This is a genomic window from Ancylobacter sp. G4_0304 (assembly GCF_047501495.1).
Taxonomy (GTDB): domain Bacteria; phylum Pseudomonadota; class Alphaproteobacteria; order Rhizobiales; family Xanthobacteraceae; genus Ancylobacter.
Genome location: NZ_JAZDRM010000016.1, coordinates 20,733 through 44,487 on the forward strand (window position 1 = coordinate 20,733; position 23,755 = coordinate 44,487).

23 protein-coding genes are annotated in these 23,755 nt (G+C 67.1%); 17 read left to right on the forward strand and 6 right to left on the reverse strand.

Going from position 1 to position 23,755, the window contains the following annotated elements:
* Window positions 1–4 precede the first annotated feature (4 nt).
* From VRZ77_RS10920 to VRZ77_RS10985, 14 genes are all read left to right on the forward strand, one after another.
* Window positions 5–520, forward strand: coding sequence for an invasion associated locus B family protein (locus tag VRZ77_RS10920; protein ID WP_414592682.1), 516 nt, complete (start codon window positions 5–7; stop codon window positions 518–520).
* Window positions 521–530: 10 nt separating this feature from the next.
* Window positions 531–1,154, forward strand: coding sequence for an HAD family hydrolase (locus VRZ77_RS10925; protein ID WP_414592683.1), 624 nt, complete (start codon window positions 531–533; stop codon window positions 1,152–1,154).
* 33 nt (window positions 1,155–1,187) lie between these two features.
* Window positions 1,188–2,069: a bifunctional DNA-formamidopyrimidine glycosylase/DNA-(apurinic or apyrimidinic site) lyase gene (gene mutM / locus VRZ77_RS10930; protein WP_414592684.1), complete on the forward strand. Its 882-nt coding sequence runs from the start codon at window positions 1,188–1,190 to the stop codon at window positions 2,067–2,069.
* Window positions 2,070–2,100: 31 nt separating this feature from the next.
* Window positions 2,101–2,874, forward strand: a complete 774-nt coding sequence (locus VRZ77_RS10935; protein ID WP_414592685.1) for an enoyl-CoA hydratase — start codon at window positions 2,101–2,103, stop codon at window positions 2,872–2,874.
* 179 nt (window positions 2,875–3,053) lie between these two features.
* The gene (rpsT, locus tag VRZ77_RS10940) at window positions 3,054–3,320 is read left to right on the forward strand and encodes a 30S ribosomal protein S20 (protein WP_414592686.1); all 267 of its coding nucleotides are present in this window, start codon (window positions 3,054–3,056) and stop codon (window positions 3,318–3,320) included.
* Between the two features lie 1,166 nt (window positions 3,321–4,486).
* Window positions 4,487–5,983 (forward strand): chromosomal replication initiator protein DnaA, encoded by a 1,497-nt coding sequence (gene dnaA, locus VRZ77_RS10945; protein WP_414592687.1) that lies wholly within the window; start codon window positions 4,487–4,489, stop codon window positions 5,981–5,983.
* Between the two features lie 226 nt (window positions 5,984–6,209).
* Window positions 6,210–7,325, forward strand: coding sequence for a DNA polymerase III subunit beta (gene dnaN, locus VRZ77_RS10950; protein ID WP_414592688.1), 1,116 nt, complete (start codon window positions 6,210–6,212; stop codon window positions 7,323–7,325).
* Window positions 7,322–8,494: a DNA replication/repair protein RecF gene (gene recF / locus VRZ77_RS10955; RefSeq protein WP_414592689.1), complete on the forward strand. Its 1,173-nt coding sequence runs from the start codon at window positions 7,322–7,324 to the stop codon at window positions 8,492–8,494. The genes dnaN and recF overlap by 4 nt, the downstream gene beginning before the upstream one ends.
* Window positions 8,495–8,496: 2 nt before the next feature.
* Window positions 8,497–8,889, forward strand: a complete 393-nt coding sequence (locus tag VRZ77_RS10960) for a VOC family protein (RefSeq protein ID WP_414592690.1) — start codon at window positions 8,497–8,499, stop codon at window positions 8,887–8,889.
* A gap of 58 nt (window positions 8,890–8,947) precedes the next feature.
* The gene (locus tag VRZ77_RS10965) at window positions 8,948–9,562 is read left to right on the forward strand and encodes a LysE family translocator (protein WP_414592691.1); all 615 of its coding nucleotides are present in this window, start codon (window positions 8,948–8,950) and stop codon (window positions 9,560–9,562) included.
* 57 nt (window positions 9,563–9,619) lie between these two features.
* Window positions 9,620–12,043: a DNA topoisomerase (ATP-hydrolyzing) subunit B gene (gene gyrB, locus VRZ77_RS10970; protein ID WP_414592692.1), complete on the forward strand. Its 2,424-nt coding sequence runs from the start codon at window positions 9,620–9,622 to the stop codon at window positions 12,041–12,043.
* 295 nt (window positions 12,044–12,338) lie between these two features.
* Window positions 12,339–12,725 (forward strand): DUF6152 family protein, encoded by a 387-nt coding sequence (locus VRZ77_RS10975; protein WP_414592693.1) that lies wholly within the window; start codon window positions 12,339–12,341, stop codon window positions 12,723–12,725.
* A 7-nt stretch (window positions 12,726–12,732) separates the two neighbouring features.
* Window positions 12,733–13,197 (forward strand): DUF6644 family protein, encoded by a 465-nt coding sequence (locus VRZ77_RS10980; protein WP_414592694.1) that lies wholly within the window; start codon window positions 12,733–12,735, stop codon window positions 13,195–13,197.
* Between the two features lie 78 nt (window positions 13,198–13,275).
* Window positions 13,276–14,961: a thiamine pyrophosphate-binding protein gene (locus VRZ77_RS10985; RefSeq protein ID WP_414592695.1), complete on the forward strand. Its 1,686-nt coding sequence runs from the start codon at window positions 13,276–13,278 to the stop codon at window positions 14,959–14,961.
* Window positions 14,962–15,071: 110 nt separating this feature from the next.
* On the opposite strand, the gene VRZ77_RS10990 is transcribed toward VRZ77_RS10985, so the two are convergent.
* The 4 genes from VRZ77_RS10990 to VRZ77_RS11005 all read right to left on the reverse strand — a co-directional run bounded on the left by VRZ77_RS10990 (window position 15,072) and on the right by VRZ77_RS11005 (window position 19,644).
* Window positions 15,072–15,569, reverse strand: a complete 498-nt coding sequence (locus tag VRZ77_RS10990) for a cupin domain-containing protein (RefSeq protein WP_414592696.1) — start codon at window positions 15,567–15,569, stop codon at window positions 15,072–15,074.
* Between the two features lie 87 nt (window positions 15,570–15,656).
* On the reverse strand, window positions 15,657–17,330 hold the full coding sequence (locus tag VRZ77_RS10995) for a lysine--tRNA ligase (protein WP_414592697.1): 1,674 nt from the start codon (window positions 17,328–17,330) through the stop codon (window positions 15,657–15,659).
* A 149-nt stretch (window positions 17,331–17,479) separates the two neighbouring features.
* Window positions 17,480–18,730: a mechanosensitive ion channel family protein gene (locus VRZ77_RS11000; RefSeq protein ID WP_414592757.1), complete on the reverse strand. Its 1,251-nt coding sequence runs from the start codon at window positions 18,728–18,730 to the stop codon at window positions 17,480–17,482.
* Between the two features lie 149 nt (window positions 18,731–18,879).
* A complete protein-coding gene (locus tag VRZ77_RS11005) occupies window positions 18,880–19,644 on the reverse strand; it encodes a transporter substrate-binding domain-containing protein (RefSeq protein ID WP_414592698.1) in 765 nt (254 codons plus the stop codon).
* A 237-nt stretch (window positions 19,645–19,881) separates the two neighbouring features.
* Between VRZ77_RS11005 and VRZ77_RS11010 the strand changes: the two genes are divergently transcribed.
* Window positions 19,882–21,528: a glycosyltransferase gene (locus VRZ77_RS11010; protein WP_414592699.1), complete on the forward strand. Its 1,647-nt coding sequence runs from the start codon at window positions 19,882–19,884 to the stop codon at window positions 21,526–21,528.
* A gap of 162 nt (window positions 21,529–21,690) precedes the next feature.
* Here the strand turns inward: VRZ77_RS11010 and VRZ77_RS11015 are convergent, their stop codons facing one another.
* Together VRZ77_RS11015 and VRZ77_RS11020 are read right to left on the reverse strand one after the other, a co-directional pair.
* Window positions 21,691–22,161 carry a hypothetical protein gene (locus tag VRZ77_RS11015; RefSeq protein ID WP_414592700.1) on the reverse strand — a complete coding sequence of 157 codons (471 nt, stop codon included), beginning with the start codon at window positions 22,159–22,161 and terminating at the stop codon, window positions 21,691–21,693.
* Window positions 22,158–22,832 (reverse strand): XRE family transcriptional regulator, encoded by a 675-nt coding sequence (locus VRZ77_RS11020; RefSeq protein ID WP_414592701.1) that lies wholly within the window; start codon window positions 22,830–22,832, stop codon window positions 22,158–22,160. The genes VRZ77_RS11015 and VRZ77_RS11020 overlap by 4 nt, the downstream gene beginning before the upstream one ends.
* Before the next feature lie 139 nt (window positions 22,833–22,971).
* Here VRZ77_RS11020 and VRZ77_RS11025 point away from each other — a divergent pair, with 139 nt between their 5' ends.
* Window positions 22,972–23,310, forward strand: a complete 339-nt coding sequence (locus VRZ77_RS11025) for a helix-turn-helix domain-containing protein (RefSeq protein ID WP_414592702.1) — start codon at window positions 22,972–22,974, stop codon at window positions 23,308–23,310.
* Between the two features lie 156 nt (window positions 23,311–23,466).
* Window positions 23,467–23,754 carry a hypothetical protein gene (locus tag VRZ77_RS11030; RefSeq protein WP_414592703.1) on the forward strand — a complete coding sequence of 96 codons (288 nt, stop codon included), beginning with the start codon at window positions 23,467–23,469 and terminating at the stop codon, window positions 23,752–23,754.
* The last annotated feature ends 1 nt before the right edge of the window (window position 23,755 follow it).

Sequence of the window (23,755 nt, forward strand, 5' to 3'; positions counted from 1 at the left end):
GCCCATGTCCGGGTTTCCGGCCCTGCGCTCCGCCATCGCGGCCGCCTTCGTTTTCGCCGCTCTCTCCATCACGGCGGGAGGCGCCATGGCTCAGGGCGTGGTCAAGTCGGTTCATGGCGAGTGGCAGATCCGCTGCGACACGCCGCCCGGCGCCCAGTCCGAGCAATGCGTGCTGCTCCAGAGCGTGCAGGCGGACGACCGGCCCAATGTCGGCCTCACCGTCATCATCCTGAAGACCGCCGACCAGCAGAGCCGCCTCCTGCGCGTTCTCGCGCCGCTCGGCGTGCTGCTGCCCTCCGGCCTGGGGCTGAAGATCGACAATGCCGATGTCGGCCGCGCCGGCTTCGTGCGCTGCGTGCCCAATGGCTGCGTTGCCGAGGTGGTGATGGACGACAAGCTGATCGACCAGCTCCGCAACGGCACCAACGCCACCTTCATCGTCTTTCAGACGCCGGAGGAGGGAATCGGCATCCCGCTCAGTCTCAAGGGCTTCGGCGAAGGCTTCGCGGCACTGCCCTGAGGCAGGCGCCGTGGCGACATCCCCCTCCCCCATCCGTCTCGTCATCTTCGATATGGACGACGTGCTGCTGCACTACGACGTGCACGCGCGCCAATCCGCCATCGCGCTCATGGCCGGGCTCGCGCCCGAGGAGGTCGCCCGGCGCATCTGGGACAGCGGGCTGGAGGATGCCGCCGATGCCGGCCGGCTTTCCGCGCAGGCCTATCTCGATGCGGTGGCGGAGACGCTTGGCGTTCCGTTCGGCGAGGATGACTGGCTGCGCACCCGCGCGCTGGCGATGACGCTGACGCCCGACACCATCGGCCTCGCCTCGGCGGTGGCGCGCGGCACGCCGGTGGCGCTGCTGACCAATAACGGCCACCTGATGAAGACCTATTTCGACACGCTGGTGCCGGAGCTGCGCGCGGTGTTCGGCACCAACATGCATGTCGCCGCCGAGTTCGGCACCAAGAAGCCGGACCCGGCGATCTATCGGCGCCTCGCCGCGCTCTACGGCGCCGCCCCGGAACAGGCGGTGATGATCGACGACAAGGAAGTCAACGCCGCCGGCGCCCGCGAGGCGGGCCTCTACGCCCACCGCTTCCGCGCCGCCCCGGAGCTCGACGCCTATCTGCGTTCGCTCTCTCTTATATAGAGGGTCGCGCTTACCCACGGACAGGACGCCTTCATGCCCGAGCTTCCCGAGGTCGAAACCGTGCGCCGGGGCCTCGCACCGGTGATGGAAGGTCGCCTCGTCACACAGGCGATCGCCCGCCGGCCAGACCTGCGCTGGCCGCTGCCCGAGCGTTTCGCGGAGCGGATTTCCGGGCGGCGCATCGAAAGCCTCGGCCGCCGTGCCAAGTATCTCATGGCCGACCTCTCGCCCATGGGCGACGCCCCCGCCGAGGTGCTGGTCATGCATCTGGGCATGTCCGGCTCGTTCCGCATCGAGATGCCCGAGGTGGACGTCGTGACACCCGGTGCCTTCGCCCTGCCGCGGTCGACGCTGGAGACCCACGATCACGTCGTGTTCGACATCGAGGGCGGTGCGCGCGTGGTCTATAATGACCCGCGCCGCTTCGGCGCCATGCTGCTGGTGCCGCGCGGCGAGATCGAGACGCATCCGCTGTTCCGTGACATCGGGCCGGAGCCGCTGGGCAACGCCTTCGACGCCGGGCGCCTGATACAGGCGAGCGCGAAGCGCGCCGCCTCGCTGAAGGCCACGCTGCTCGACCAGAAGGTCGTCGCCGGGCTCGGCAATATCTATGTCTGCGAGGCGCTGCACCGCGCCGGGCTCGCGCCGGAACGCGCGGCCTCCACGCTCACCGCGGCGGAAGCCGAGCGGCTGGTGGAGATGATCCGCCTGATTCTGAACGAGGCCATCCTCGCCGGCGGCTCCACCCTGCGCGACCATGCGCAGGTCGACGGCACGCTCGGCTATTTCCAGCACAGCTTCCGCGCCTATGACCGCGAGGGCGAGCCCTGCACCATGCCGGGCTGTCATGGGCAGATCGCACGGCTTGTGCAGAACGCCCGGTCGACCTTTTATTGTGCCGCCTGCCAGCGATAGGCGGCAGTCCAACACGGGAGACGCGCCCGCCATGGCGTATGACACTATCCTCGTCGAGACCAATGGACGCGTCGGCGTCATCACGCTCAACCGCCCCAAGGCGCTGAACGCGCTCAACGGCGCGCTGATCGCCGAGCTCAACCGGGCGCTGGACGGCTTCGAGGCCGATGCCGGCATCGGCTGCATCGTGCTCACCGGTTCCGAGCGCGCCTTCGCGGCGGGCGCCGACATCAAGGAGATGCAGGCCCTCACTTTCCCCGCCACCTATGTCGACGACTTCATCACCAGCTGGGAGCGGCTGTCGCGCTGCCGCAAGCCGGTGGTGGCGGCGGTGGCGGGCTATGCGCTTGGCGGCGGCTGTGAGATCGCGATGATGTGCGACATCCTCCTCGCCGCCGACAATGCGCGCTTCGGCCAGCCGGAAATCCAGCTCGGCATCATGCCGGGCGCCGGCGGCTCGCAGCGCCTCACCCGCGCCATCGGCAAGGCCAAGGCGATGGAGATGTGCCTGACCGGCCGCAATCTTACTGCCGAAGAAGCTGACCGCTACGGCCTCGTCTCCCGCGTCGTCCCGCTCGCCGATCTCATGACCGAGGCGATGAAGGTGGCGGAGCGCATCGCCGACCTGTCGCTGCCGGCGGCGATCATGACCAAGGAGAGCGTGAACCGCGCCTTCGAGACCACGCTCGCGGAGGGGATTCGATTCGAACGGCGCCTGTTTCAGGCCCTGTTCGCCACTGCCGACCAGAAGGAAGGCATGGCCGCCTTCAGCGAAAAGCGCTCGGCGTCGTTCAAGAACGCGTAGGCGCGGCCCGCGGAGCCTTCCTCGTGAAGGCTTTCCATATTGACGGAAGGGCGGGCGCCGACTATAAGCCCGCCACTCACGCGGGGCGTCCCTTGGGCCGGCCCCGTATCACCAGTCACAGACATTCCAGGCAATGGAGAGGCTCGCCCTCGCCCTTGCGACGATGAAGAGGACGGCCGATGGCCAATACGCCCTCCGCCAAGAAGGCAGCCCGCAAGATCGCGCGCCGCACGGAGATCAACAAGGACCGCCGCTCGCGGATGCGGACCTTTGTGCGCAAGGTCGAGGAAGCCCTCGCTTCCGGCGACAGCGCCGCTGCCGGCGTTGCCTTCAAGGCTGCCGAGCCGGAAATCATGCGCGCTGCCCAGAAGGGCGTGCTCCACAAGAGCACCGCGTCGCGCAAGGTGTCCCGTCTCGCCCAGCGCCTCGCCAAGCTCGGCGCCTGATCGCGGCCCGTTTTCGGGGCGCAATCACAAGTAGAATGCAAGGCCCGGCTTAATGCCGGGCTTTTTGCGTTTGCCGCCCCGCGCTGCTGCGACTTTGCCCGCTGAAAGGCCCGTCTTTCCCTTGAGGCAGATGCGCAGCCGGACGCTGGAAAATGCGTTGCAGAACTGTCACATGACACCCGGTTCGCCCTGGCGTTCCGGATGGTCCGGCGAATCCCTACTTGACTCAAAAATGGCCTCGAAGCAGGCCTCGGGCACGGCTGCAACCGGCAAGAACCAGCACACGTCGCGCAAAAATTATCTCATAAAATCAATTAATTACGAGGCAGATGATCAAAGCGGTGGAGAATCGCCCCTCCCCTTCCCCGGCGAGGTGACACTGCGGAAAAAATAGCCCTCATGCCGCACCAATTTGCAGCCCCCTGATTCTCGCAAGGGAGTCAGAGATTTGCCGAATAACCATCGTTTCCCAAGGGGCCGAATCACCGCCTCGAAGCCCTCGGCGCAGAGCCGAGATGCGCCAAGAGCGTTGCGCCGGGTCGGGCTGCTGTGTATGTTCTCTTCATCCGATCCGTCGGGCACCTCAGCGAAAAGTTGAGTTCAAAAACTACTCATTCTGGAGTGGGAGGGGATTTCTGTGCGCTTCTTGTATCCATCCCCACTTCTCGGAACGCTCTGCCTGAGGAACTACATAAGCATGACGTTGCGAAAGACGTTATGTTGGTAACCTGTTCTTCCAGCGTTCTCTTGTAGTTGTGTTTTATAAAAACGAGATCTTCTACAGGGACGGCAAGCATCTTGCCGCGAAGGGGCGACTATGATCAATGGCAGGAGCGCGCGGCCGAATGCGCGCGCAGGATGTGTCGGTGTCGCACATGGCGGGACCGCGAGCCGGATGACCCCCGCGGTCGCGCCGGACGGCACCAGGCGCGTCGCCTCTGTCTCAGGCTTCGCCTCGACTTCGCCTGAAATCTGTCTGATCGAACCGGCCCCGTCGTTCCGCTACCCCGCGTAGCGGCTCAACAGCCTTCACCGCCGTCCCCCGGCGGAACGCCTTTCATCTCCGACACGAATGCTGAGCTCCGACGGCGGGCCTGCGCCTGCCGCCGATGTGGCGCTTTGTTCGTGACGGTCCCAATAAACCGCAAAAACGCGCGGAGAAGACCATGATGAAGTCCAGCAGCCTTGAGGTCCCGAGTTCCAAAGCGGCGCTTGGTGGACCCCTTGAACGTGCCGGTGCTTTCGACGGTATCGACGGTGGTGCGCGTGATGCGTGGGAGCGGGTACGCCGCCGCCTGCGCGCGGAGATCGGTGAAGAGGTGTATTCGAGCTGGTTCCCCCGGCTCGAACTGGACGACATCCACGGCGGCACGGTGCGGCTCTCGGTGCCCACGCGTTTCCTGAAGACCTGGATTCAGCAGCATTATATCGAGCGGCTCAACGCGCTCTGGCAGGAAGAAATGCCGGACGCGCGCGTCGACCTCATCGTGCGCACCGCCGTGCTGCGCACGCCCGGCGCGACCGCCACCCCGGTGCGTACCGTGGTGCGCCCGGCGCCACAGCCGGCCGCGAATGAGGAAAGCCGCGCCGCCCCGATCCTCGTCGAGGCTGCCCCGGCCGGCGCCGGCTCGCCGCTCGACCCGCGCCTGACCTTCAACACCTATCGGCTCGGCTCTTCGAACCGGCTCGCCCATGCCGCCGCGCTCAAGCTGGCGGAAGCGCCGGCCGGCAGCGGCCCGGTGTTCAACCCGCTTTATCTTCATGCCGCCGTGGGCCTCGGCAAAACGCACCTTTTGCAGGCCATCACCGCCGCCGGCCCCGAGCACGGCCGCCGCGTCGTGTACCTCACCGCCGAGCGCTTCATGTACGGCTTCGTGCAGGCCCTGAAGAACCAGTCCTCGCTGGCCTTCAAGGAGCAGCTTCGCGGCATCGACACGCTGGTGATCGACGACCTCCAGTTCCTTCAGGGCAAGTCGGTGCAGCAGGAATTCTGCCACACGCTCAACGCGCTGATGGATTCCGGCCGGCAGGTCGTCATCGCCGCCGACCGCCCGCCGGCGGAGCTCGACGCGCTGGAAGAGCGCGTGCGCTCGCGCCTTGCCGGCGGCCTGGTGGTGGAGATCGCCCCGCTCGACGAGGAACTGCGGCTCGACATCCTCTCCGCCCGCGTCAACGCGCTGGCTCAGCAGCACCCCGGCTTTAACGTACCGTCCGACGTCCTGTCTTTCATCGCGCATAATTGCGGGCAGAACGGGCGCGACCTCGACGGCGCGCTGAACCGCCTGCTGGCGCATAACCAGCTCACCTCCAGCGCCATCACGCTGGAAATGGCCGAGACCGCGGTGCGCGACCTCGTGCGCTCCACCGAGCCCAAGCGCGTGCGCGTCGACGATATTCTGCGCATCGTCGCCAAGCACTACAACGTCACCCGCGCCGACATCCTCTCCCAGCGCCGCACCGCCAATGTGGTGAAGCCGCGCCAGGTGGCGATGTATCTGGCCAAGACGCTCACGCTGCGCTCCCTGCCCGAGATCGGCCGCCGCTTCGGCGGGCGCGACCACACCACGGTGCTGCACGCGGTCCGCAAGATCGAGGGTCTGGTCGGCAGCGACCGCGCGCTGGCTGATGAGGTCGAAACCCTGAAGCGCCTCGTCAACGAATAGGCCCTTTCCACGGGGAAACCGCCGGTTTTCCCCGTTTTCTCCGCTTATTATCCCCACTAATTCGACCGTACGCCCGCCCCCTGCCTTGCCATGCGGCAGCAGGGGCGGCAATGTCGTCGCCCCGGCGGCGCGCCCGCGCTGCCCGCCGGGGCGTTTGCGTTAGGTCCGTCCCCGCGCATCCGCCCCGTGCGCCTTCCGTTTCTCCGAGTTTACGGGTGTTGCGGCCATGAAGGTCACTGTCGAGCGGGCCGAGCTGCTCAAGTCTCTCGCCCACGTTCATCGTGTCGTCGAGCGTCGCAATACGATTCCGATCCTCGCCAACGTGCTGATGCGCACCGATGCGCGTGGCCTCGCCTTGCGCGCCACCGATCTCGACATCGAGATTGTCGAGACCATTCCCGCCGAAGTCGGCCAGGAAGGCGCGACCACCGTGCCCGCGCACACCATCTACGACATCGTGCGCAAGCTGCCCGAGGGCTCTCAGGTGCAGATCGAGACGTCGGGCGATCGCGGCACGCTCACCGTGCGTGCCGGCCGCTCGCGCTTCGCGCTGCAGACCCTGCCGGAAAACGAGTTCCCGGACCTCGCGGCCGGCGAGCTGTCGCACCGCTTCACCCTCTCCGCCGCCGAGCTCAAGCGCCTGGTCGACAAGACCCAGTTCGCCATCTCGACCGAAGAGACCCGCTATTATCTGAACGGCATCTACCTCCACGTCGCCGACGCCGGCGGCCCGGTGCTGCGCGCGGTGGCGACCGACGGCCACCGTCTCGCCCAGGCGCAGACCGCAGCGCCCGCCGGCACCGAGGGCCTGCCGGGGGTGATCGTGCCGCGCAAGGCGGTCGCCGAAATCCAGCGCCTTGCCGAGGATGGCGAAGCCAGCGTCACGGTGGAGCTGTCCACCTCGAAGATCCGCGTCTCGCTCGACCGCGTGGTGCTGACCTCGAAGCTGATCGACGGCACCTTCCCCGATTATGGCCGCGTGATTCCGACCGGCAACGACAAGACGCTGGTGGTGGACAAGGCCGACTTCGCCGCCGCCGTCGACCGCGTGTCGACGGTTGCCAGCGAGCGCGGCCGCGCGGTCAAGCTCTCGATCGGCGACGGCAAGCTCACCCTCTCGGTCACCAACCCGGATTCCGGCAGTGCGACCGAGGAGTTGGAGGTCGAATACGCGGCCGAGCCGATCGATATCGGCTTCAACAGTCGCTATCTGCTCGACATCACCTCGCAGATCGAAGGCGGCACGGCGGAGCTGAAGCTCGCCGATCCCGGTTCCCCCACGCTGATGCAGGACCCGGAGAAGCGCGGCGCGCTCTATGTGCTGATGCCGATGCGCGTGTGAGCCCGCCTGTCACTGCCCCCGCCCGCATCACCCGCCTGAGGCTGAGCCATTTCCGCAGCTATCACGCGGCGGAGGTTGGGGTGGGGCATGGCCCTGTCGTGCTCATCGGCCCCAACGGGGCCGGCAAGACCAATCTTCTCGAAGCCATCTCGCTGTTCGCTCCCGGTCGTGGCCTGCGCCGGGCGAGTCTCGACCAGTTCGCCGCGCGGCTGCCGGGCGAGGCACCGCACGCCACCGGCTGGGCGGTTTCCGCCACGGTTGAAGGCGCGTTCGGCGAGGTGCATCTGGGCACCGGCGTCGAGGACGGCGCGGAAGGCGCCCGCACGCGGCGCTGCCGGATCGATGGCGAGAGCGTCGGCTCGGCGAGCGCCTTTGCCGATCATCTGCGAGTGGTCTGGCTCACCCCGGAAATGGACGGCTTGTTCACCGGCCCGCCGGCCGAGCGCCGCCGCTTTCTCGACCGGCTGGTGCTCGCCGTCGACGCCGAACACGGCGCCCGCGTGAACGCACTGGAGCGGGCGCTGCGTGCCCGCAACCGTCTGCTCGAAGAGATCGATACCGACCCGCGCTATCTCGATGCCGTGGAACAGGAACTCGCCGCGCTCGCTATCGCCGTCGCCGCCGCGCGGCTCGAAGCGGTGCGGCGGCTGAACGCCGGCATTCAGGCTGGAAGGGATGACACCTCCCTGTTTCCCTGGGCCACCGTGGCGCTGGAAGGCGAGGTGGAGCGCGCCTTGACGCGCGAACCGGCCACGATGGTGGAGGACGCCTATCGCGCCACGCTGCGCGCCTCCCGTCCGCGCGACCGCGCTGCCGGCCGCACGCTGGACGGCCCGCACCTCACCGACCTTTCCGTCGGCCACGGCCCCAAGGCGATCCCCGCCGCGCAGGGCTCCACCGGCGAGCAGAAGGCGCTGCTCATCGGCCTCGCCCTCGCCCATGCCCGACTGGTCGGCGAGATGGCGGGCCGCGTGCCGGTCATGCTGCTGGACGACGTCGTCGCCTATCTCGACCCCGCCCGCCGCGCCGCCCTGTTCGCGGCGCTGGACGCGCTGGGCGGGCAGGTGTGGATGACCGGGGCGGATCCGGCCGCCTTCGCGGCGCTCGGCACGGCGGCGGAGCGGTTCGACGTGCGGCCGGGCGAGGTCGCGCCGGCTCGGGGGGATTAGACATGCTCGACCATGCTTCCATCACCGTCTCGGATTTTTCCCGCGCCCTGCCGTTCTACGACGCGATCATGGCCACGCTCGGCGTGCCGTGCGTGAACCGCGCCGAGGACCGTGTGGGCTACGGCATCCGCAACCGAACGGGCGATGACGGCCACAGCTATCTGTCCGTGCTCGCCTCCCGCGGCGCGGTGGTGGCGGATAATCGCCACTGGTGCTTCCGGGCGCCGAACCGGGCGGCGGTCGACGCCTTCCACGCCGCCGCTCTCGCCCATGGCGGGCGCGACGATGGCGCGCCCGGCCTGCGCCCGGCCTATCACGCGGCCTATTACGCCGCCTTCGTGCTGGACCCGGACGGCAACCGCATCGAGGCGGTGTGCCACCGCGCGGCATCTTGAAGCGTCGCCGCCCGCGGCTCTTGACCTTTCGCGCACGCGCGCGCACGTAGGGGCCATCATGGATCTGGTCGGTCTCACCGTCTTCGCCGCCGCGCTCGCGCTGGCCGCCGCCTCCCCGGGCCCCAGCGTCATCGCGGTGATCGCCCGCACGCTGGTGCGTGGCCGCGAGGGTGCGCTCCCGCTGGTGCTGGGCATCATCCTCGGCGACATGGTGTGGCTGACCGCGGCCGTGCTCGGCCTCGCCGCGCTCGCGGCGGCGCTTGGCTCGCTGTTCATCGTGGTGCGGCTGGCGGCGGCCGGCTATCTGCTCTACCTCGCCTGGAAGCTGTGGACCGCCCCGGCGCATGCCGCGCAGGCGGAGACGGTGGGCCGCTCGGAATCCCCGCTCGGCCTGTTCCTCACTGGCCTTGGCATGACACTCGGCAATCCCAAGGCGATGGTGTTCTACCTCGCTCTGCTGCCGACCATCGTCGACGTGGCGAACCTGACGACGCTCGGTTTCGCCGAGCTGTGCGGCGTCATCTTTGTGGTGCTCGGCGCGGTGTTCGCGAGCTATGTCACGCTCGCCCATCGCGCCCGGCATCTGGTGGCCGACACCCGCGCGATCAAGCTGATCAACCGCGCCTGCGGCTCCGCCATGGCGGGCGCGGCGGTGCTGGTTGCCGCGAAATAACCGCGCAAGTGCGCTACAAGTGAATTCAACGTTTTAACGATTCGACGAGCTGATCACATGGCCGATTCCGAAAGCCCGACGCCGGAAGATTACGGCGCGCAGTCCATTCAGGTGCTGAAGGGGCTGGACGCCGTGCGCAAGCGGCCGGGCATGTATATCGGCGACACCGATGACGGCTCCGGCCTGCACCACATGGTGTATGAGGTGGTCGACAACGCCATCGACGAAGCGCTGGCCGGCTATGCGGACGAGGTGACCGTCACGCTGAACCCGGACGGCTCCGTCACCGTGACCGACAATGGCCGCGGCATCCCGACCGACATCCATTCCGAGGAAGGCGTTTCGGCGGCCGAGGTCATCATGACCCAGCTCCATGCCGGCGGTAAGTTCAACCAAAACTCCTACAAGGTCTCGGGCGGCCTCCACGGCGTCGGCGTGTCGGTGGTGAACGCGCTCTCCACCACGCTCGACCTGACGATCTGGCGCAACGGGCTGGAGCACCATATGCGCTTCCGCCACGGCGACGCCGAGGCCCCGCTCCGGGTCGTCGGCCCGGCGCTGGAGGGCCGGCGCGGCACCATGGTCACCTTCGTGCCGAGCCCTGAGACCTTCACCCACATCGAATTCAGCTACGCCACGCTGGAGCACCGGCTGCGCGAGCTCGCCTTCCTGAATTCCGGCGTCCGCATCGTGCTGACCGACGCCCGCAGCGCCGAGGTGAAGCGCGAGGAGATGATGTATGAGGGCGGCGTCGAGGCCTTCGTGCAGTATCTCGACCGCTCCAAGACCGCGCTCCTGCCGAGCCCCGTGGTCATCCGCGCCGAGAAGGACGGCATCGCGGTGGAATGCGCGCTCTCGTGGAACGACAGCTACCACGAGAATGTGCTGTGCTTCACCAACAACATCCCCCAGCGTGACCGCGGCACCCATTTCACCGGCTTCGCCGCCGCGCTGACGCGCCAGGTCATCGGCTATTCCGAGCGTTCAGGCATCGCCAAGAAGGAGAAGGTCGACCCCACCGGCGAGGATTGCCGCGAAGGGCTGACCGCCGTGCTCTCGGTGAAGGTGCCGGACCCGAAATTCTCCTCGCAGACCAAGGACAAGCTGGTCTCCTCCGAGGTGCGCCCGGTGGTCGAGGCGCTGGTCAATGACGCGCTGAACAACTGGCTGGAGGAGCACCCCGCCGAGGCCAAGGCCGTGGTCGGAAAGGTGGTGGAAGCCGCCGCCGCCCGCGAGGCCGCCCGCAAGGCGCGCGAACTGACCCGGCGCAAGAACCCGCTCGACGTCGCCTCCCTGCCCGGCAAGCTCGCCGACTGCCAGGAGCGTGACCCCGCCAAGTCCGAACTGTTCATCGTCGAGGGCGACTCGGCCGGCGGCTCGGCCAAGATGGGCCGCAACCGCGCCTTCCAGGCCATCCTGCCCCTGCGCGGCAAGATCCTGAACGTCGAGCGCGCCCGCTTCGACAAGATGCTGTCCTCCGAGCAGATCGGCACGCTGATCACCGCGCTGGGCACCGGCATCGGCCGCGACGACTTCAATGTCGACAAGCTGCGCTACCACAAGATTATCATCATGACCGACGCGGACGTGGACGGCTCCCACATCCGCACCCTGTTGCTGACCTTCTTCTTCCGGCAGATGCCCGACCTCATCGACCGCGGCCACATCTACATCGCCCAGCCGCCGCTCTACAAGGTGACGCGCGGCAAGTCCGAGCAGTACCTCAAGGACGAGCGCTCGCTGGAAGACTACCTGATCGCGCAGGGCCTCGACGATGCCTCGCTGCTGGTGGCCAATGGCGAGGTCCGCGCCGGCGCCGACCTGCATGCCGTGCTGGAAAGCGCGCGCTCGTTCCGCAATGTGATGAACGGCCTGCACCCGCGCTACAACCGTGCCGTGGTCGAGCAGGCGGCCATTGCCGGCGCCTTCGCCCCCGGCCTGCTGCTGGACGAGGAGCAGCGCGCCACGGTCGGCGCGGCGGTGGCTCAGCGTCTCGACGTCATCGCCGAGGACACCGAGCGCGGCTGGGTCGCCGAGGTCGACGAGACCGGCTTCCGCTTCGTGCGGACCGTGCGCGGCGTGAAGGAAGTGGCATTGCTGGACGCCACTTTCGTCAACTCGGCCGAGGCGCGCCGGCTGGATTCGCTCGCCGCCGAGCTTCAGGAAGTCCATGCCGACGCCGCCACGCTGCGCCGCAAGGGCACGGAAATCGTGGTCCACGGCCCGATGGACCTGTTCGACGCCGCCACCGATGCCGGCCGCAAGGGCGTCACGCTCCAGCGCTACAAAGGCCTTGGCGAGATGAATGCCGAGCAGCTCTGGGAGACCACGCTCGACGTCAACGCCCGCTCGCTGCTTCAGGTCAAGGTGAAGGAGGTCGCCGATGCCGACGACCTGTTCAACCGGCTGATGGGCGACGTGGTGGAGCCGCGCCGTGAGTTCATCCAGGACAACGCCCTGCGCGCCAGCGTGGACGTGTAGCGCCGCGCCTCACCCGCCTGCGCTCATGCGCCCCGGCCCGGCTTCGGCCTCCGGGGACGCTGGCGGGCGGGTCGCGACTGTCTCCCGGCCCGCGCTGCCGGCCCCGCACCGTGAGCCGGACAGTCCGCTGGAGCGATCCCGGCATCGCGGAACCATGCGCGGCATGAAGGAGCCCCCGCTCCGGCCGGATACGTGGGCTGGCGCGCGCTGGCGCAAATGTGAGGCCGGCACGGCTCGTCGCGGCGCGCCTGCGCCCCATAAGTCTGGGAGACGTCCGCAGCGACAGGAGCCTCCCATGCCGATCTTCACCGCGCGAATCCTTCGCGTTCCCGCGCTCTGCCTTCTCCTCGCCGCGTCCCCGGCCCTCGCCCATCACGGCTGGTCGTGGGCGCAGAGCGAACAGATGACGCTGGAAGGCACGGTCGAGAGCGTCGCCATCGCCCCGCCGCATCCCATGATTCAGGTGCGCGATAGCGAGGGCAAGGTCTGGCAGGTCGATCTCGGCAATCCGCGGCAGACCCAGGCCTCCGGCTTCACGCCCATGAGCGCGCAGAAGGGCGACGCCATCACCGTGCTCGGCAACCGTTCGCGTGACGAGGCGAAGCCGCACATGAAGGCGGTGCGCGTCACCATCGCCGGGCGCAATTACGACATGTATCCCGAGCGGCTCCCCAGCAATTGAGCGGCCCATGCTGGCGGCTTTGGGGAACTGGCCGGGAGCGGTGTGGCTCCAGGGCTCGGGCACGGCCTATCTGTTCATCAATGCCGCGCACATACTCGGCATCGGCCTGTTGCTCGGCGCCATTCTGCCGCTGGACCTGCGGCTGATGGGCGCTTTCCGCACGGTGCCGCTGGCGGTGATCGGCCCGTTTCTCTCCCGCGCCGCGCTCATCGGCCTGTGCCTCGCATTGCCGACGGGACTATGGCTGTTCACGGTGCGGCCCGCGGAATATGCCAGCAACGCCGCTTTTCTGTGGAAGCTCGGCCTCATCGCGCTCGCGCTCGGCAATGTCGGGATCCAGCATGCCGGAGCCGGTTTCCGGCAGGCGCTGGCCGGCGGCCCGCTCACACTGCGCGTGCGGCTGCTGGCCCTCGCCTCCGCCCTTCTGTGGCTCGGCGCGCTGGTCGCAGGGCGGTGGATCGGCTTCCTGTGACCGCCCTCGCCTTCGTCCGTGGCGGCGCCTAGGATGGCGCCTCCCTCCTCGCCTTTCCTTCCGTTGAGCAGCCGTTCCATGAGCAAAACCCCTCTTCCCCGTACCGGCGCGCGCATCCTGGTCGACGCGCTTATCGCCAATGGCGTCACCCGCGCTTTCGGCGTTCCCGGCGAGAGTTATCTCGACGTGCTGGACGCCATGGCCGATACCGCGCTCGACTTCGTGGTGTGCCGGCAGGAAGGCGGCGCGGCGATGATGGCGGAAGCGGTGGGCAAGCTCACCGGCCGGCCTGGCATCTGCTTCGTCACGCGTGGGCCGGGCGTCACCAACGCCAGCGCCGGCGTGCACATCGCCGAGCAGGATTCCACGCCGATGATCCTGTTCGTCGGGCAGATCGGCCGCTCGATGCGCGGGCGCGGCGCGTTCCAGGAGGTGGATTACCGCGCCGTGTTCGGCACGCTTGCCAAATGGGCGGTGGAGATCGACGAGGCCGCCCGTATCCCCGAGATCGTCGCCCGCGCCTTCCGCGTCGCCATGCAGGGCCGGCCCGGTCCGGTGGTGGTGGCGCTGCCCGAGGATATGCTGGCGGAAGTCGCCAGCGTGCCGGACGCGCCACCGGTCGAGCCCGCCGAGACCTGGCCCGGCCTCACCGACATGATGCGCCTGCAGAAGCTGCTGTGGAGCGCCGAGCGCCCGATCCTCATGCTCGGCGGCAGCCGCTGGAACGCGAACGCCATGGCCAGCGTCAAGCGCTTCGCCGAGCGGTTCGACCTGCCGGTCTGCGCCTCGTTCCGCCGCCAGATGCTGTTCCCCGAGGATCACGCCAGCTATGCCGGCGATGTCGGCTTCGGCATCAATCCGAAGCTGGTCGCCCGGCTGAAGCAGGCCGACCTCGTGATCGCGCTGGGTGGGCGGCTCAGCGAGGTGCCCTCGCAGGGCTATACGCTGTTCGACATCCCTTCCCCGGCGATGAATTTCGTCCACATCCACGCCGACCCGGAAGAGCTCGGCCGCGTCTACCAGCCGACGCTCGCCATCAACGCCTCCCCGGCCGCCTTCGCCGCCGCGCTGGAAGGCGTGCAGCCGCCGAACGCGATCGGCTGGCGAGCGTGGCGCGAGGCCGCGCGGGCCGACTATCTTGCCTGGACCGAGGAGCCGCCGGCCAATCCCGGCCCGGTGCAGATGGCGACGCTGGTGAAATGGCTGCGCGACCTGCCGGTGGACAGCACGATCTGCAACGGCGCCGGCAATTTCGCGATCTGGCTGCACCGCTTTCACCGCTTCTGCGCCTTCGGCAGCCAGCTCGCCCCGACCTCCGGCTCGATGGGCTATGGCCTGCCGGCGGCGATCGCGGCCAAGCGCACCCGGCCCGATCATCTGGCGGTGGCGGTGTGCGGTGACGGCGATTTTCTGATGACCGGCCAGGAGTTCGCGACGGCCGTGCAATATGAGGTGCCGATCCTCGCCGTGGTGGTCGACAACGGCATGTACGGCACGATCCGCATGCATCAGGAGCGGGAATATCCCACCCGCGTATTCGGCACCTCGCTGAAGAACCCGGACTTTGCCGCCTATGCCCGCGCCTTTGGCGGCTTCGGCATCACGGTGCAGCGCGACGAGGAACTGGTGCCAGCGCTGGAGGCGGCACGGGCGAGCGGCATGCCGGCGATCGTCCACATGAAGCTCGATCCGGAGGCGCTCTCGCCCACGACCTCGCTCACCGCGCTACGCGAAAAATCGCTGGCGGCGCAGGCGAAGGGATAGCAACACCGTTATCCCGGCGGGAGGCGAGGCCGGAGAGCCGGGATCGCGTACCGCGCGCGCGAAACGATCCCGGCTCGGTGCTGCGGCCCATCCGGGATGACGCCCCCGGCCTATTCCGGTGCCTTGTGGATCGGGTCGACCCAGTACACCTCTTCCGGCTGCTCCACCGGCGCGACATCGGTGAGGTTCACCACCACCGCCTCATTGTCGGAGCGCACCAGCACGCATTCCAGCGGCGCGCCCGGGTCGGCGTTGATCTCCTGATGCGGCACATAGGGCGGCACGAAGATGAAATCGCCCGGACCGGCCTCGGCGACATATTCGAGATGGTCGCCCCAGCGCATCCGCGCCTTGCCTCGCACCACATAGATCACGCTTTCCAGCGCGCCGTGGTGGTGCACGCCGGTCTTGGCGTCGGGCTGGATGGTGACGGTGCCGGCCCATATCTTCTGCGCGCCGACGCGGGCATGGTTGATCGCTGCCTGACGGAACATGCCCGGCGTCTGCGCGGTGTTCGCATCCAGCTGGTCGCCCTTGATGACGCGCACGCCGTCATGCTTCCAGCGCTCGCCGTCGTGGGAATGGTGGTGCGGCGTGTCGTCGGTCATCGCGTCCTCCCCGTTTTTCCCGAGGTTAGGCCGCGTCGGGTCTCCATGGAAGCTCCCGCGACGGTCAGGCCGCCGCGGGATTGTCCATCACGCCGCGTCCGAAGACGGGGCGGCCTTGGCCAATTCGCCCGAGAGCGCGCGGGCGATGAGGGCGCGGGTCTCGGGAATGCCGTAGGCCGCGACGAAGGAGCCAAAGCGCGGGCCTTCCTTCTCGCCGAGCAGCGTGCGGTACAGCATCTCGAACCACGCCCGCGAGACCCCCGGACCACCGGTCGGCGACTTCGCCTTGAGGTTCTGATACTCGGGATGCACGCGCGCGACGTCGAGGATCACATTCTGGATCTCCGCATCGTCCACGGCCCCGAGCCCGGCCAGCGCCGCATCCAGTTCGCCGAGCACCTGCGCCTCGAACGGCGTCGGCGCGTCGAACTGACGATAGGGCTTCACGCGATCGATGAAGTAGCGCACCGCATAACCGGCGAGCTGGTCCATGGTCGGGTTGCTTTGCGGCGACGTACCGGGCGCGTAACGCTCGATGAAGCGCCACAGCACCGCCTTGTCCTCGGCATTGGAGGCGGAAGCCAGCTTGAGCAGCAGGCCAAAGCTGATCGGCAGCTCGATCTGCGGCGGGTTGCCGGCGTGGATATGCCATACCGGATTGCCGAGCCGGGTCTTCCAGTCCTGCGAGGGGTAGCGGGCGAGGAAGTTGAAATACTCGTCCACCGCCTTCGGGATCACGTCGAAATGCAGCTTCTTGGCCGAGCGCGGCGACTGGAACATGTACAGCGCCAGGCTCTCCGGGCTGGCATAGGTCAGCCAGTCGTCGATGGTGATGCCGTTGCCCTTCGACTTCGAGATCTTCTGGCCGACCTCGTCGAGGAACAGCTCGTAGACATAATGCTCCGGCGCCAGCCCGCCGAGAATGTTGCAGATGGCGTCATAGACCGGGGCGTTGGTCTGGTGATCCTTGCCGAACATCTCGAAATCGACGTCGAGCGCCGCCCAGCGGGCGCCGAAATCCGGCTTCCACTGCAGCTTCACATGGCCGCCGGTCACGGGCACGGTCTTGTCCACCCCGTCCTCGTCGGTGAAGGTGATGGTACCGGCCTTGGCATCCACGTTCTTCAGCGGCACGTAGAGCACGCGCCCCGAGGTCGGCGAGATCGGCAGGAACGGCGAATAGGTCGCCTGCCGCTCTTCGCCGAGCGTCGGCAGCATCACGCCCATGATCTCGTCGTACTTCTCCGCCGCCTTCAGCAGCACCGCGTCGAGCTTGCCGGAAGCGTAATACTCGGTGGCGCTGGCGAATTCGTAGTCGAAGCCGAACGTATCGAGGAAGCGGCGCAGCATGGCGTTGTTATGGTCGCCGAAGCTGGCATAGCCACCGCCGAACGGGTTGGGCACCTTGGTCAGCGGCAGTTGCAGATAGGGCTTCAGCGCCGCCGGGTCCGGCACGTTGTCCGGCACCTTGCGCATGCCGTCCATGTCGTCGGAGAAGCACAGCAGCCGGGTCGGAATCTTGCCATCGGTCAGCACATGGAAGGCGTGGCGCACCATGGTGGTGCGCGCCACTTCGCCGAAGGTGCCGATATGGGGCAGGCCCGAGGGGCCGTAGCCGGTCTCGAACAGCACTTCCGCCTTGGGTTTCCGCTTCAGGCGCTCGACGATCTTGCGGGCTTCCTCGAACGGCCAGGCGCCGGCGGTCTCCGCCTGCGCGCGCAGTTCGTTTGCAACATCCTCGACCGGAGCGGTCGCCGTCATGACAGGCTCTCCTGAAACGTTTTCACGCGCGGGCGGCTCGGCGCCCGCGCCCAAGGCGACATGCTCTAGAGCAAGTTGGCGCAAAACTGAACGCCTTTTCCGCGCGGAGCCACCGTGTGGGGGCGGCGGCCGCACGTGCCGGCCTGCCGTCAGGCCCCGCTCAATTGCAGCGGCGCCGGGTCGGATGCCCAGCGCTTGAAGTCCGCGCCGCTCGGGCTCTGGAACACCGAGAGCCCGAATTCCGGCAGCAGCGAGAACAGATGATCGAAGATGTCGGCCTGAATACTCTCATAGGCGGCCCAGGCGGTGGTGCTGGTGAAGCAGTAGATTTCCAGCGGCAGGCCCTCGGGGCTCGGCGGCAACTGCCGCACCAGCAGGGTCATGTTCTGGTGAAGCTGCGGGTGGGAGCGCAGATAGGCCTCGACATAGGCCCGGAACGTGCCGGCATTGGTGATGCGGCGCATATTGGCGCGGATGGTGCTGCGCTCGCCAAGCTGGCTGTTCCATTCCTTCAGCTCGCGCTGCTTGCGCTCCAGATAGGCTTCCAGATGGCGGAAGCGGCTGAGCCGGGCGATTTCCTCGTCGTTCAGGAAGCGGATGCTGGTCTGGTCGAGATAGATCGAGCGCTTGATGCGCCGTCCGCCCGCCTCCTGCATGCCGCGCCAGTTGCGGAAGGAATCCGACACCAGCTTGCGGATCGGGATGGTGGTGATGGTCTTGTCCCAGTTCTGCACCCGCACCGTATGCAGGGCGATCTCCACCACGTCGCCATCGGCGTTGAGGCTCGGCATCTCGATCCAGTCGCCCACCCGCACCATGTCGGTGGACGAAATCTGGATCGAGGCGACGAGGGAGAGCAGCGTGTCCTGGAACACCAGAATGAGCACCGCCGCCATGGCGCCGAGCCCGGACAGCAGGATCAGCGGCGACTGGTCGATCAGCGTCGCGATGATCAGGATCGCCGCGAAAATATAGATGCCGATCTTGAGGATCTGGATGTAGCTGCGGATCGGCCGCAGCCGGGCGTCGGGTCGCCGGTGATAAAGCGTGTCCGCGATGCTCAGCGCCGAGGCCAGCGCCATCGCCAGCGTCAGGATGACAAAGGCGCGCGCGACGTTCTTGACGACGGTGACCACGGCGAATGGCAGGTCCGGCACCATCGAGATGCCCGCCGCGATCACCACCGCGGGCATGATGTTGGCGAGCCGCTCAATGACGCTATGACGCCGGATCTCGGCGTCCCTGCGGAAGATCGTTCGGCCCAGAAGACGATCGACGATACGCAGAAGTATCTTCTTCACCACGAAATTCGCGAACGAGGCAATGAGGATCAGCACCGTCAGTGCAAGGATCGTGTAGAGCCACTGATGCTCGAAGAGGAACCTCTGAACCGTCTCCATCATAAGGTATGTCGTCTCCTGAACTGGCCTTGCGCGTCGGGAGTGACGCCGCATAATACCTTATAGACCAATCCGGCACGACAATTGAACCTCGCGGGCTCACAAAACGCAGGAGCGGCTCGATCGAGCCGCCGGCAACCGGTTCATCGTCAATAGACGCTGATCGGAAACCAGCGCAGATAGAGGTCGGTATAGACGCCCTCTTCCCAGAGCTGGGCGAACGCGTAGTTCAGCGACTGGCGCAGGGCGTCGTTGCCCTTCTTCACCGCCACGCCCATGCCCTCGCCGAAATAGCGGCTCTCGGTGAACGGGCCGCCGATGAAGGCGCAGCAATTCTCCGACGAGGTACCGTTCAGCCAGAGCGCGAGCTGCACGCCATCACCGAAAACGAGGTCGATCTCGCCCTTCTTCAGCGCCTCGCGCGCGGCTTCGGAAGTCGGGAACGGGCGCACCACCGCCTCGAAGAACTGGTCGCGCAGGAAGGCTTCATGAGCGGTGCCCCCGACCACGCCGATGTTGAGCCCCGCAAGATCGGGCGGGGCTACGCCTTTGAAGGCTTGCACCTTTCGCCCCACGAAGCGCGCCGGCGAGCGGAAATAGCGATCAGTGAAATCCAGCGCCTCGCGGCTGGTGGCGGTGATGGCGATGCCGGCGATCGCCGCGTCCGCCGCCCCGGAATCCAGCGCGGCGACCAACTGGTCGAACGGCATCACCTCCAGCGTGCAGCTGATCGCCAGCTCGACGCAGATGGCGCGGGCGATGTCGACATTGAACCCCACCGGCCGCCCGCCTTCGCCGCGAAAGCTGAAGGGCGGGTAGTCCTCGGTGGTCACGAAGCGGATTTGGGTCGGCAGCCGGGTGACATCCGGCCGCTCCGGCCGGCGCTTGGGGTCCCAGAAGCCGGGCACGAACACCGGCGGGGCCGCCTGCGCAGAAGGGGCGGAAGGGACCTCAGGAGCGGCGGCGGGCTGCTGGGCGTATGCCGAAGGGGACGAACTGTACAAAATTAGCGCGATAAAAATACAACGCCACAGTTGTTTTAATACAATAGACCGCACCTGACGCCTCTCCGCGTGGCAACTGAGATTGCCGCGCTGCCGTTGTAACGCTTCAATCGCGGCGATGCGAGGGGCGTGCGGGGCGGCGCAATAATGAAGCGCACAGGCTTGGAGTGCCCGGGCGCGGAGCGCATCGATTTCGGGGGGGCGGAGCTGGGCGGCCCGCATTCCCGGCCCGCTACCCCCGCCGATGCGCCGGCCGAAATCGCCGGTTTGGCCGGTTCGCGAGCGCATTACATCCTCGTCCAAGCCACCGACCGCGCCGGGCGCCTCGGCGTCGGCGCGGACGAGGTGCTGCTCGCCGCCAGCCTCTCCACGTCCGACGAGCTGGCCCGCGGCGCCGCGCGGCAGGCCGAGGTCGATTTCCTGCCGCTGGAAGAGGCGCCGGCCTCCCCGGCTCGGCGGATAGCTTCGCGCACCGTTCTCGACATGCTGCGCTCCGGCACCGCCCGCCTGCCGGACGGCCGCATCGTCGTCGCCGCGCGCGGCCTTCGGCTGCGAGCGTTGATGGACAAGCTGGCGGAGCGGCCGGAACTGGCGGCAAGGCTGTGTCTGACCACGCCCGAACGCTTCATCGGTCATGTCAGGGCGCGCTTCGCCACGGAACTCGCCGGGCACGCCGCCTTCCGCCTGTGGCAAGACTTTCCCGCGCTGTCGGCCCGCACGCTCGGCGCGTCACGCTATCTGCTGGCGGGACTCGCGTTGCTCCTGGTGATGCTGCCCGTCGCCATGCATTTCCTGCCCTCGGCCGCAATGGTGGCGGTGGCGCTGGTGCTCGCGGCGCTGGTGCTGGGCTGGTCGGGTCTGCGGATCGCGGCCTGCACTTATGTGCCGGACCCCGATCCGCCGCCGATGCGCGACGAGCGCGCCCTGCCGCGCTACAGCCTGCTCGTGCCGCTGTACCGCGAGGCGCGGGTCGTGCCCCAACTCGTGGACGCGCTGGAGGCGCTCGACTATCCGCCCGAGAAGCTGCAGGTGCTGCTCGTGGTCGAGGCGGACGATCGCGAGACCGCCGCCGCGCTGGCCGCGCATCTGCGCCGGCCCGGCTTCGACATCATCGTCGCGCCGACGCTCGGCCCGCGCACCAAGCCCAAGGCGCTCAACGCCGCGTTGGCCTTCGCCACCGGCGACATCGTGGGCATTTTCGACGCCGAGGACATTCCAGAGCCGCAGCAGCTCCGCCGCGTCTGCACCGCGTTTCGGCGCGGGGGGCCGAACCTCGCCTGCGTCCAGGCGCGCCTCACCATCGACAACCTTGCGGACTCATGGATCACGCGGCAGTTCGCGGCCGAATACGCCGCCCATTTCGACGTGGTGCTGCCCATGCTCTCCGGCTACAACCTGCCGCTGCCGCTCGGCGGCACCTCGAACCATTTTCTCCGCGCGGCGCTGGAGCGCATAGGGGGATGGGATCCCTATAACGTCACGGAGGACGCCGATCTTGGCGTGCGCCTCGCCCGTCACGACTGGCGGACTATGGTGATCGCCTCGACCACCGACGAGGAAGCCCCACGCCGTGCCCGCGCCTGGCTGCGGCAGCGCTCGCGCTGGTACAAAGGCTGGATGCAGACGCTGCTGGTGCACGGCCGCCAACCGCTCCAGCTGGTGCGGCAGACCGGGATCGGCGGCGCGCTCGCCCTCGCCTTCATGCTCGGCGGCGGCCTTGTGTTAACCGAAGGATCAGATGTCAGCAGGGGCTTTGGCGGGATTAGGCGAGAAGAGGCGGGATCGAGCGGTTGAAAGCGTTATCCGGCGGGCGTTTGCGGGCGGCGGCGCGAAGGCTGTCCCCGGTGCAGAGCGCGAAGGATCAGATGTCAGTGATCCGGGCAGTTGCCGAGCCGCGAAGGATCAGATGTCAGTGATCCGGGCAGTTGCCGAGCCGCGAAGGATCGGATGTCAGCATTAGGCGTCCGGCTTGCGAACGATGACGCGCCAACGCTCACCGGGATCGAGACGCAGAACGTAGATCCAGCCCCCCAAACGTCCCTCCGCGCGAGCCTTATCCCGGACGAGCTGCGCCGAGAGCGTCTGGGCAAAGGTAGCCCGCGCAGCATCGCTGTGATCCGGCGAAAACATGCCCAAGGTGGCCAGCAGGATCGACGCGAATTCGATGTTCGAAACCGAGAGCGGGACGCGGATTACGCTGTCGTTTAGGTTTCTTCCAGCTGCCGGTGCCGCCGTTGCAACTGAAATGCCGTGGTTTCCGACATAATTGCACGTGCGCTCATGGCAGTCGGGAGGGTTGATGCGGAAGGGGGCGCCCACCTTATCCGCAGCAGCGTTAAATCCCTTGTCGTATCGATCTACCCTGACCTCTGCGGCTTTGGCTTCCAGTGGAAGCAGCAAGGTGATAAGTAAAGTCCAACGTTTCAAAGTTCTCGCTCCCCCCAACGCACCCGGCCGACGATACAAAATATCTCTCCCGGCGGAACGGTGCGCTCGGGAAATGCCTCTTTGTTGTCCGACATCATAATGATTGCACCGGGCTCCCGGCGCAATCGCTTCACATAGGCTTCATCACCTATCGTGAACACGTAAATTGAACCGTCGCGAATGCGTCCGCGAGCTTCCGGTGAGACATCAATGATCATGGGGTCGCCATGGCAGATAGTCGGAGCCATGCTGTCGCCATCTGCCTCAACATAGCGCGCGTAATCCGGGCGCAAATTGAGCCGTTGCAAGACTTCTGCCCGAACGGCCACCTTCTTTCCCGTAGCCTCAAGGATTGTACGGCCATTTCCCGCGGAGGCCCGAAAGGAAAGCCTCTCGACGTCGGGAACATGCGTCGCTAACGGTTCCTGGGCTCCATGCGTGAGACCCGTCAAGAACCAGGTCGGATCGCACCCCAGCTCAGCGAGCTTCCGAACAAAGCCGATCTTCGGCGGCGAGTTTCCGAGCTCATAGTCCTGATAGGTACGGAAAGCCGTGCCCGTCAGCTCGGCGAGCTGCTTTTGCTCCAAACCGAGTGATTCGCGGAATTCTTTCAGCCTTTCGCGAAGTTCGACATCCAGGCCGCTCGCTTTGCGAACAATTTTCGCAGTCATCGAACCACGCTCCGCGGACGCGAATTAGCGTGCTCAATCAACAATATGAACGAATTTTCGTGCCTAAAGCGATCGCGCGCCTTTGCGAAGCACGAAAACGCCGTTTCCGTGCACGAAAATCCGTGTATGAATGATTGCCATGGCAATCGCACGTTCAACCTCTGACATCCCAAAAAATCCCGCCGAGCGGCGGGAGTGGATCCGCATGCGCCTTCGTCTCGCCGGTCACACCTGGCGCAGCTTAGCGCGGCAGATCGGCGTGTCTCATCAAGCCATTCAGCAGACCGCGAGCGGCCGCTCCTCCATCCCGATCGAGGAGGCGCTCGCACGGACGCTCGGCTTCACCGCGCAGGAGCTCTTTCCCGAGCACTGGTCGACCGACGGAGCACGAATCCCCGTCGAAAGGCCCGCGTTCTGGCGAGCCAAAAATAACGTTTTGCAGCCCCCCGTCCATGTCCAAAAGCGCGAGGTCGCCTGACATGACACTCAATCCGCGCCTACGCACACGCCGCCACAGCCGTCGCCGTACCTCGGTAGGTGACGCGATCTCCCAAGTGCTGGTCGTCGCCGCGCTGGTGATCGGGTTGGCGACCGTTATGGCCGACCTCTGCCGGCACGGAATCGGGTGGTGAGCATGATGTACGTCATCGGTCGCTTTGAGCCCGAACACCGCTCCGGCTGCATCTACTGGAGCGGGTCGGTGACCATCGATCCCGGCCCGGCCGACAGCGCCACCATGCTTATTGGTGAAGCTGTCACGCGCCACAACGTGCTCGTGATCGGCGATGCCGATGTCGCGGCGGGCCTCGCGCTCTGGCTCAACACGTCGCCAGCACTCACGCGCCATCCGGGCGTGCCGCTCTGGCGCGCCATGCCGCTTCCAGAAGAGTTCGGGATGGCTGCGCGTGAGGGAAGTCGCTGAT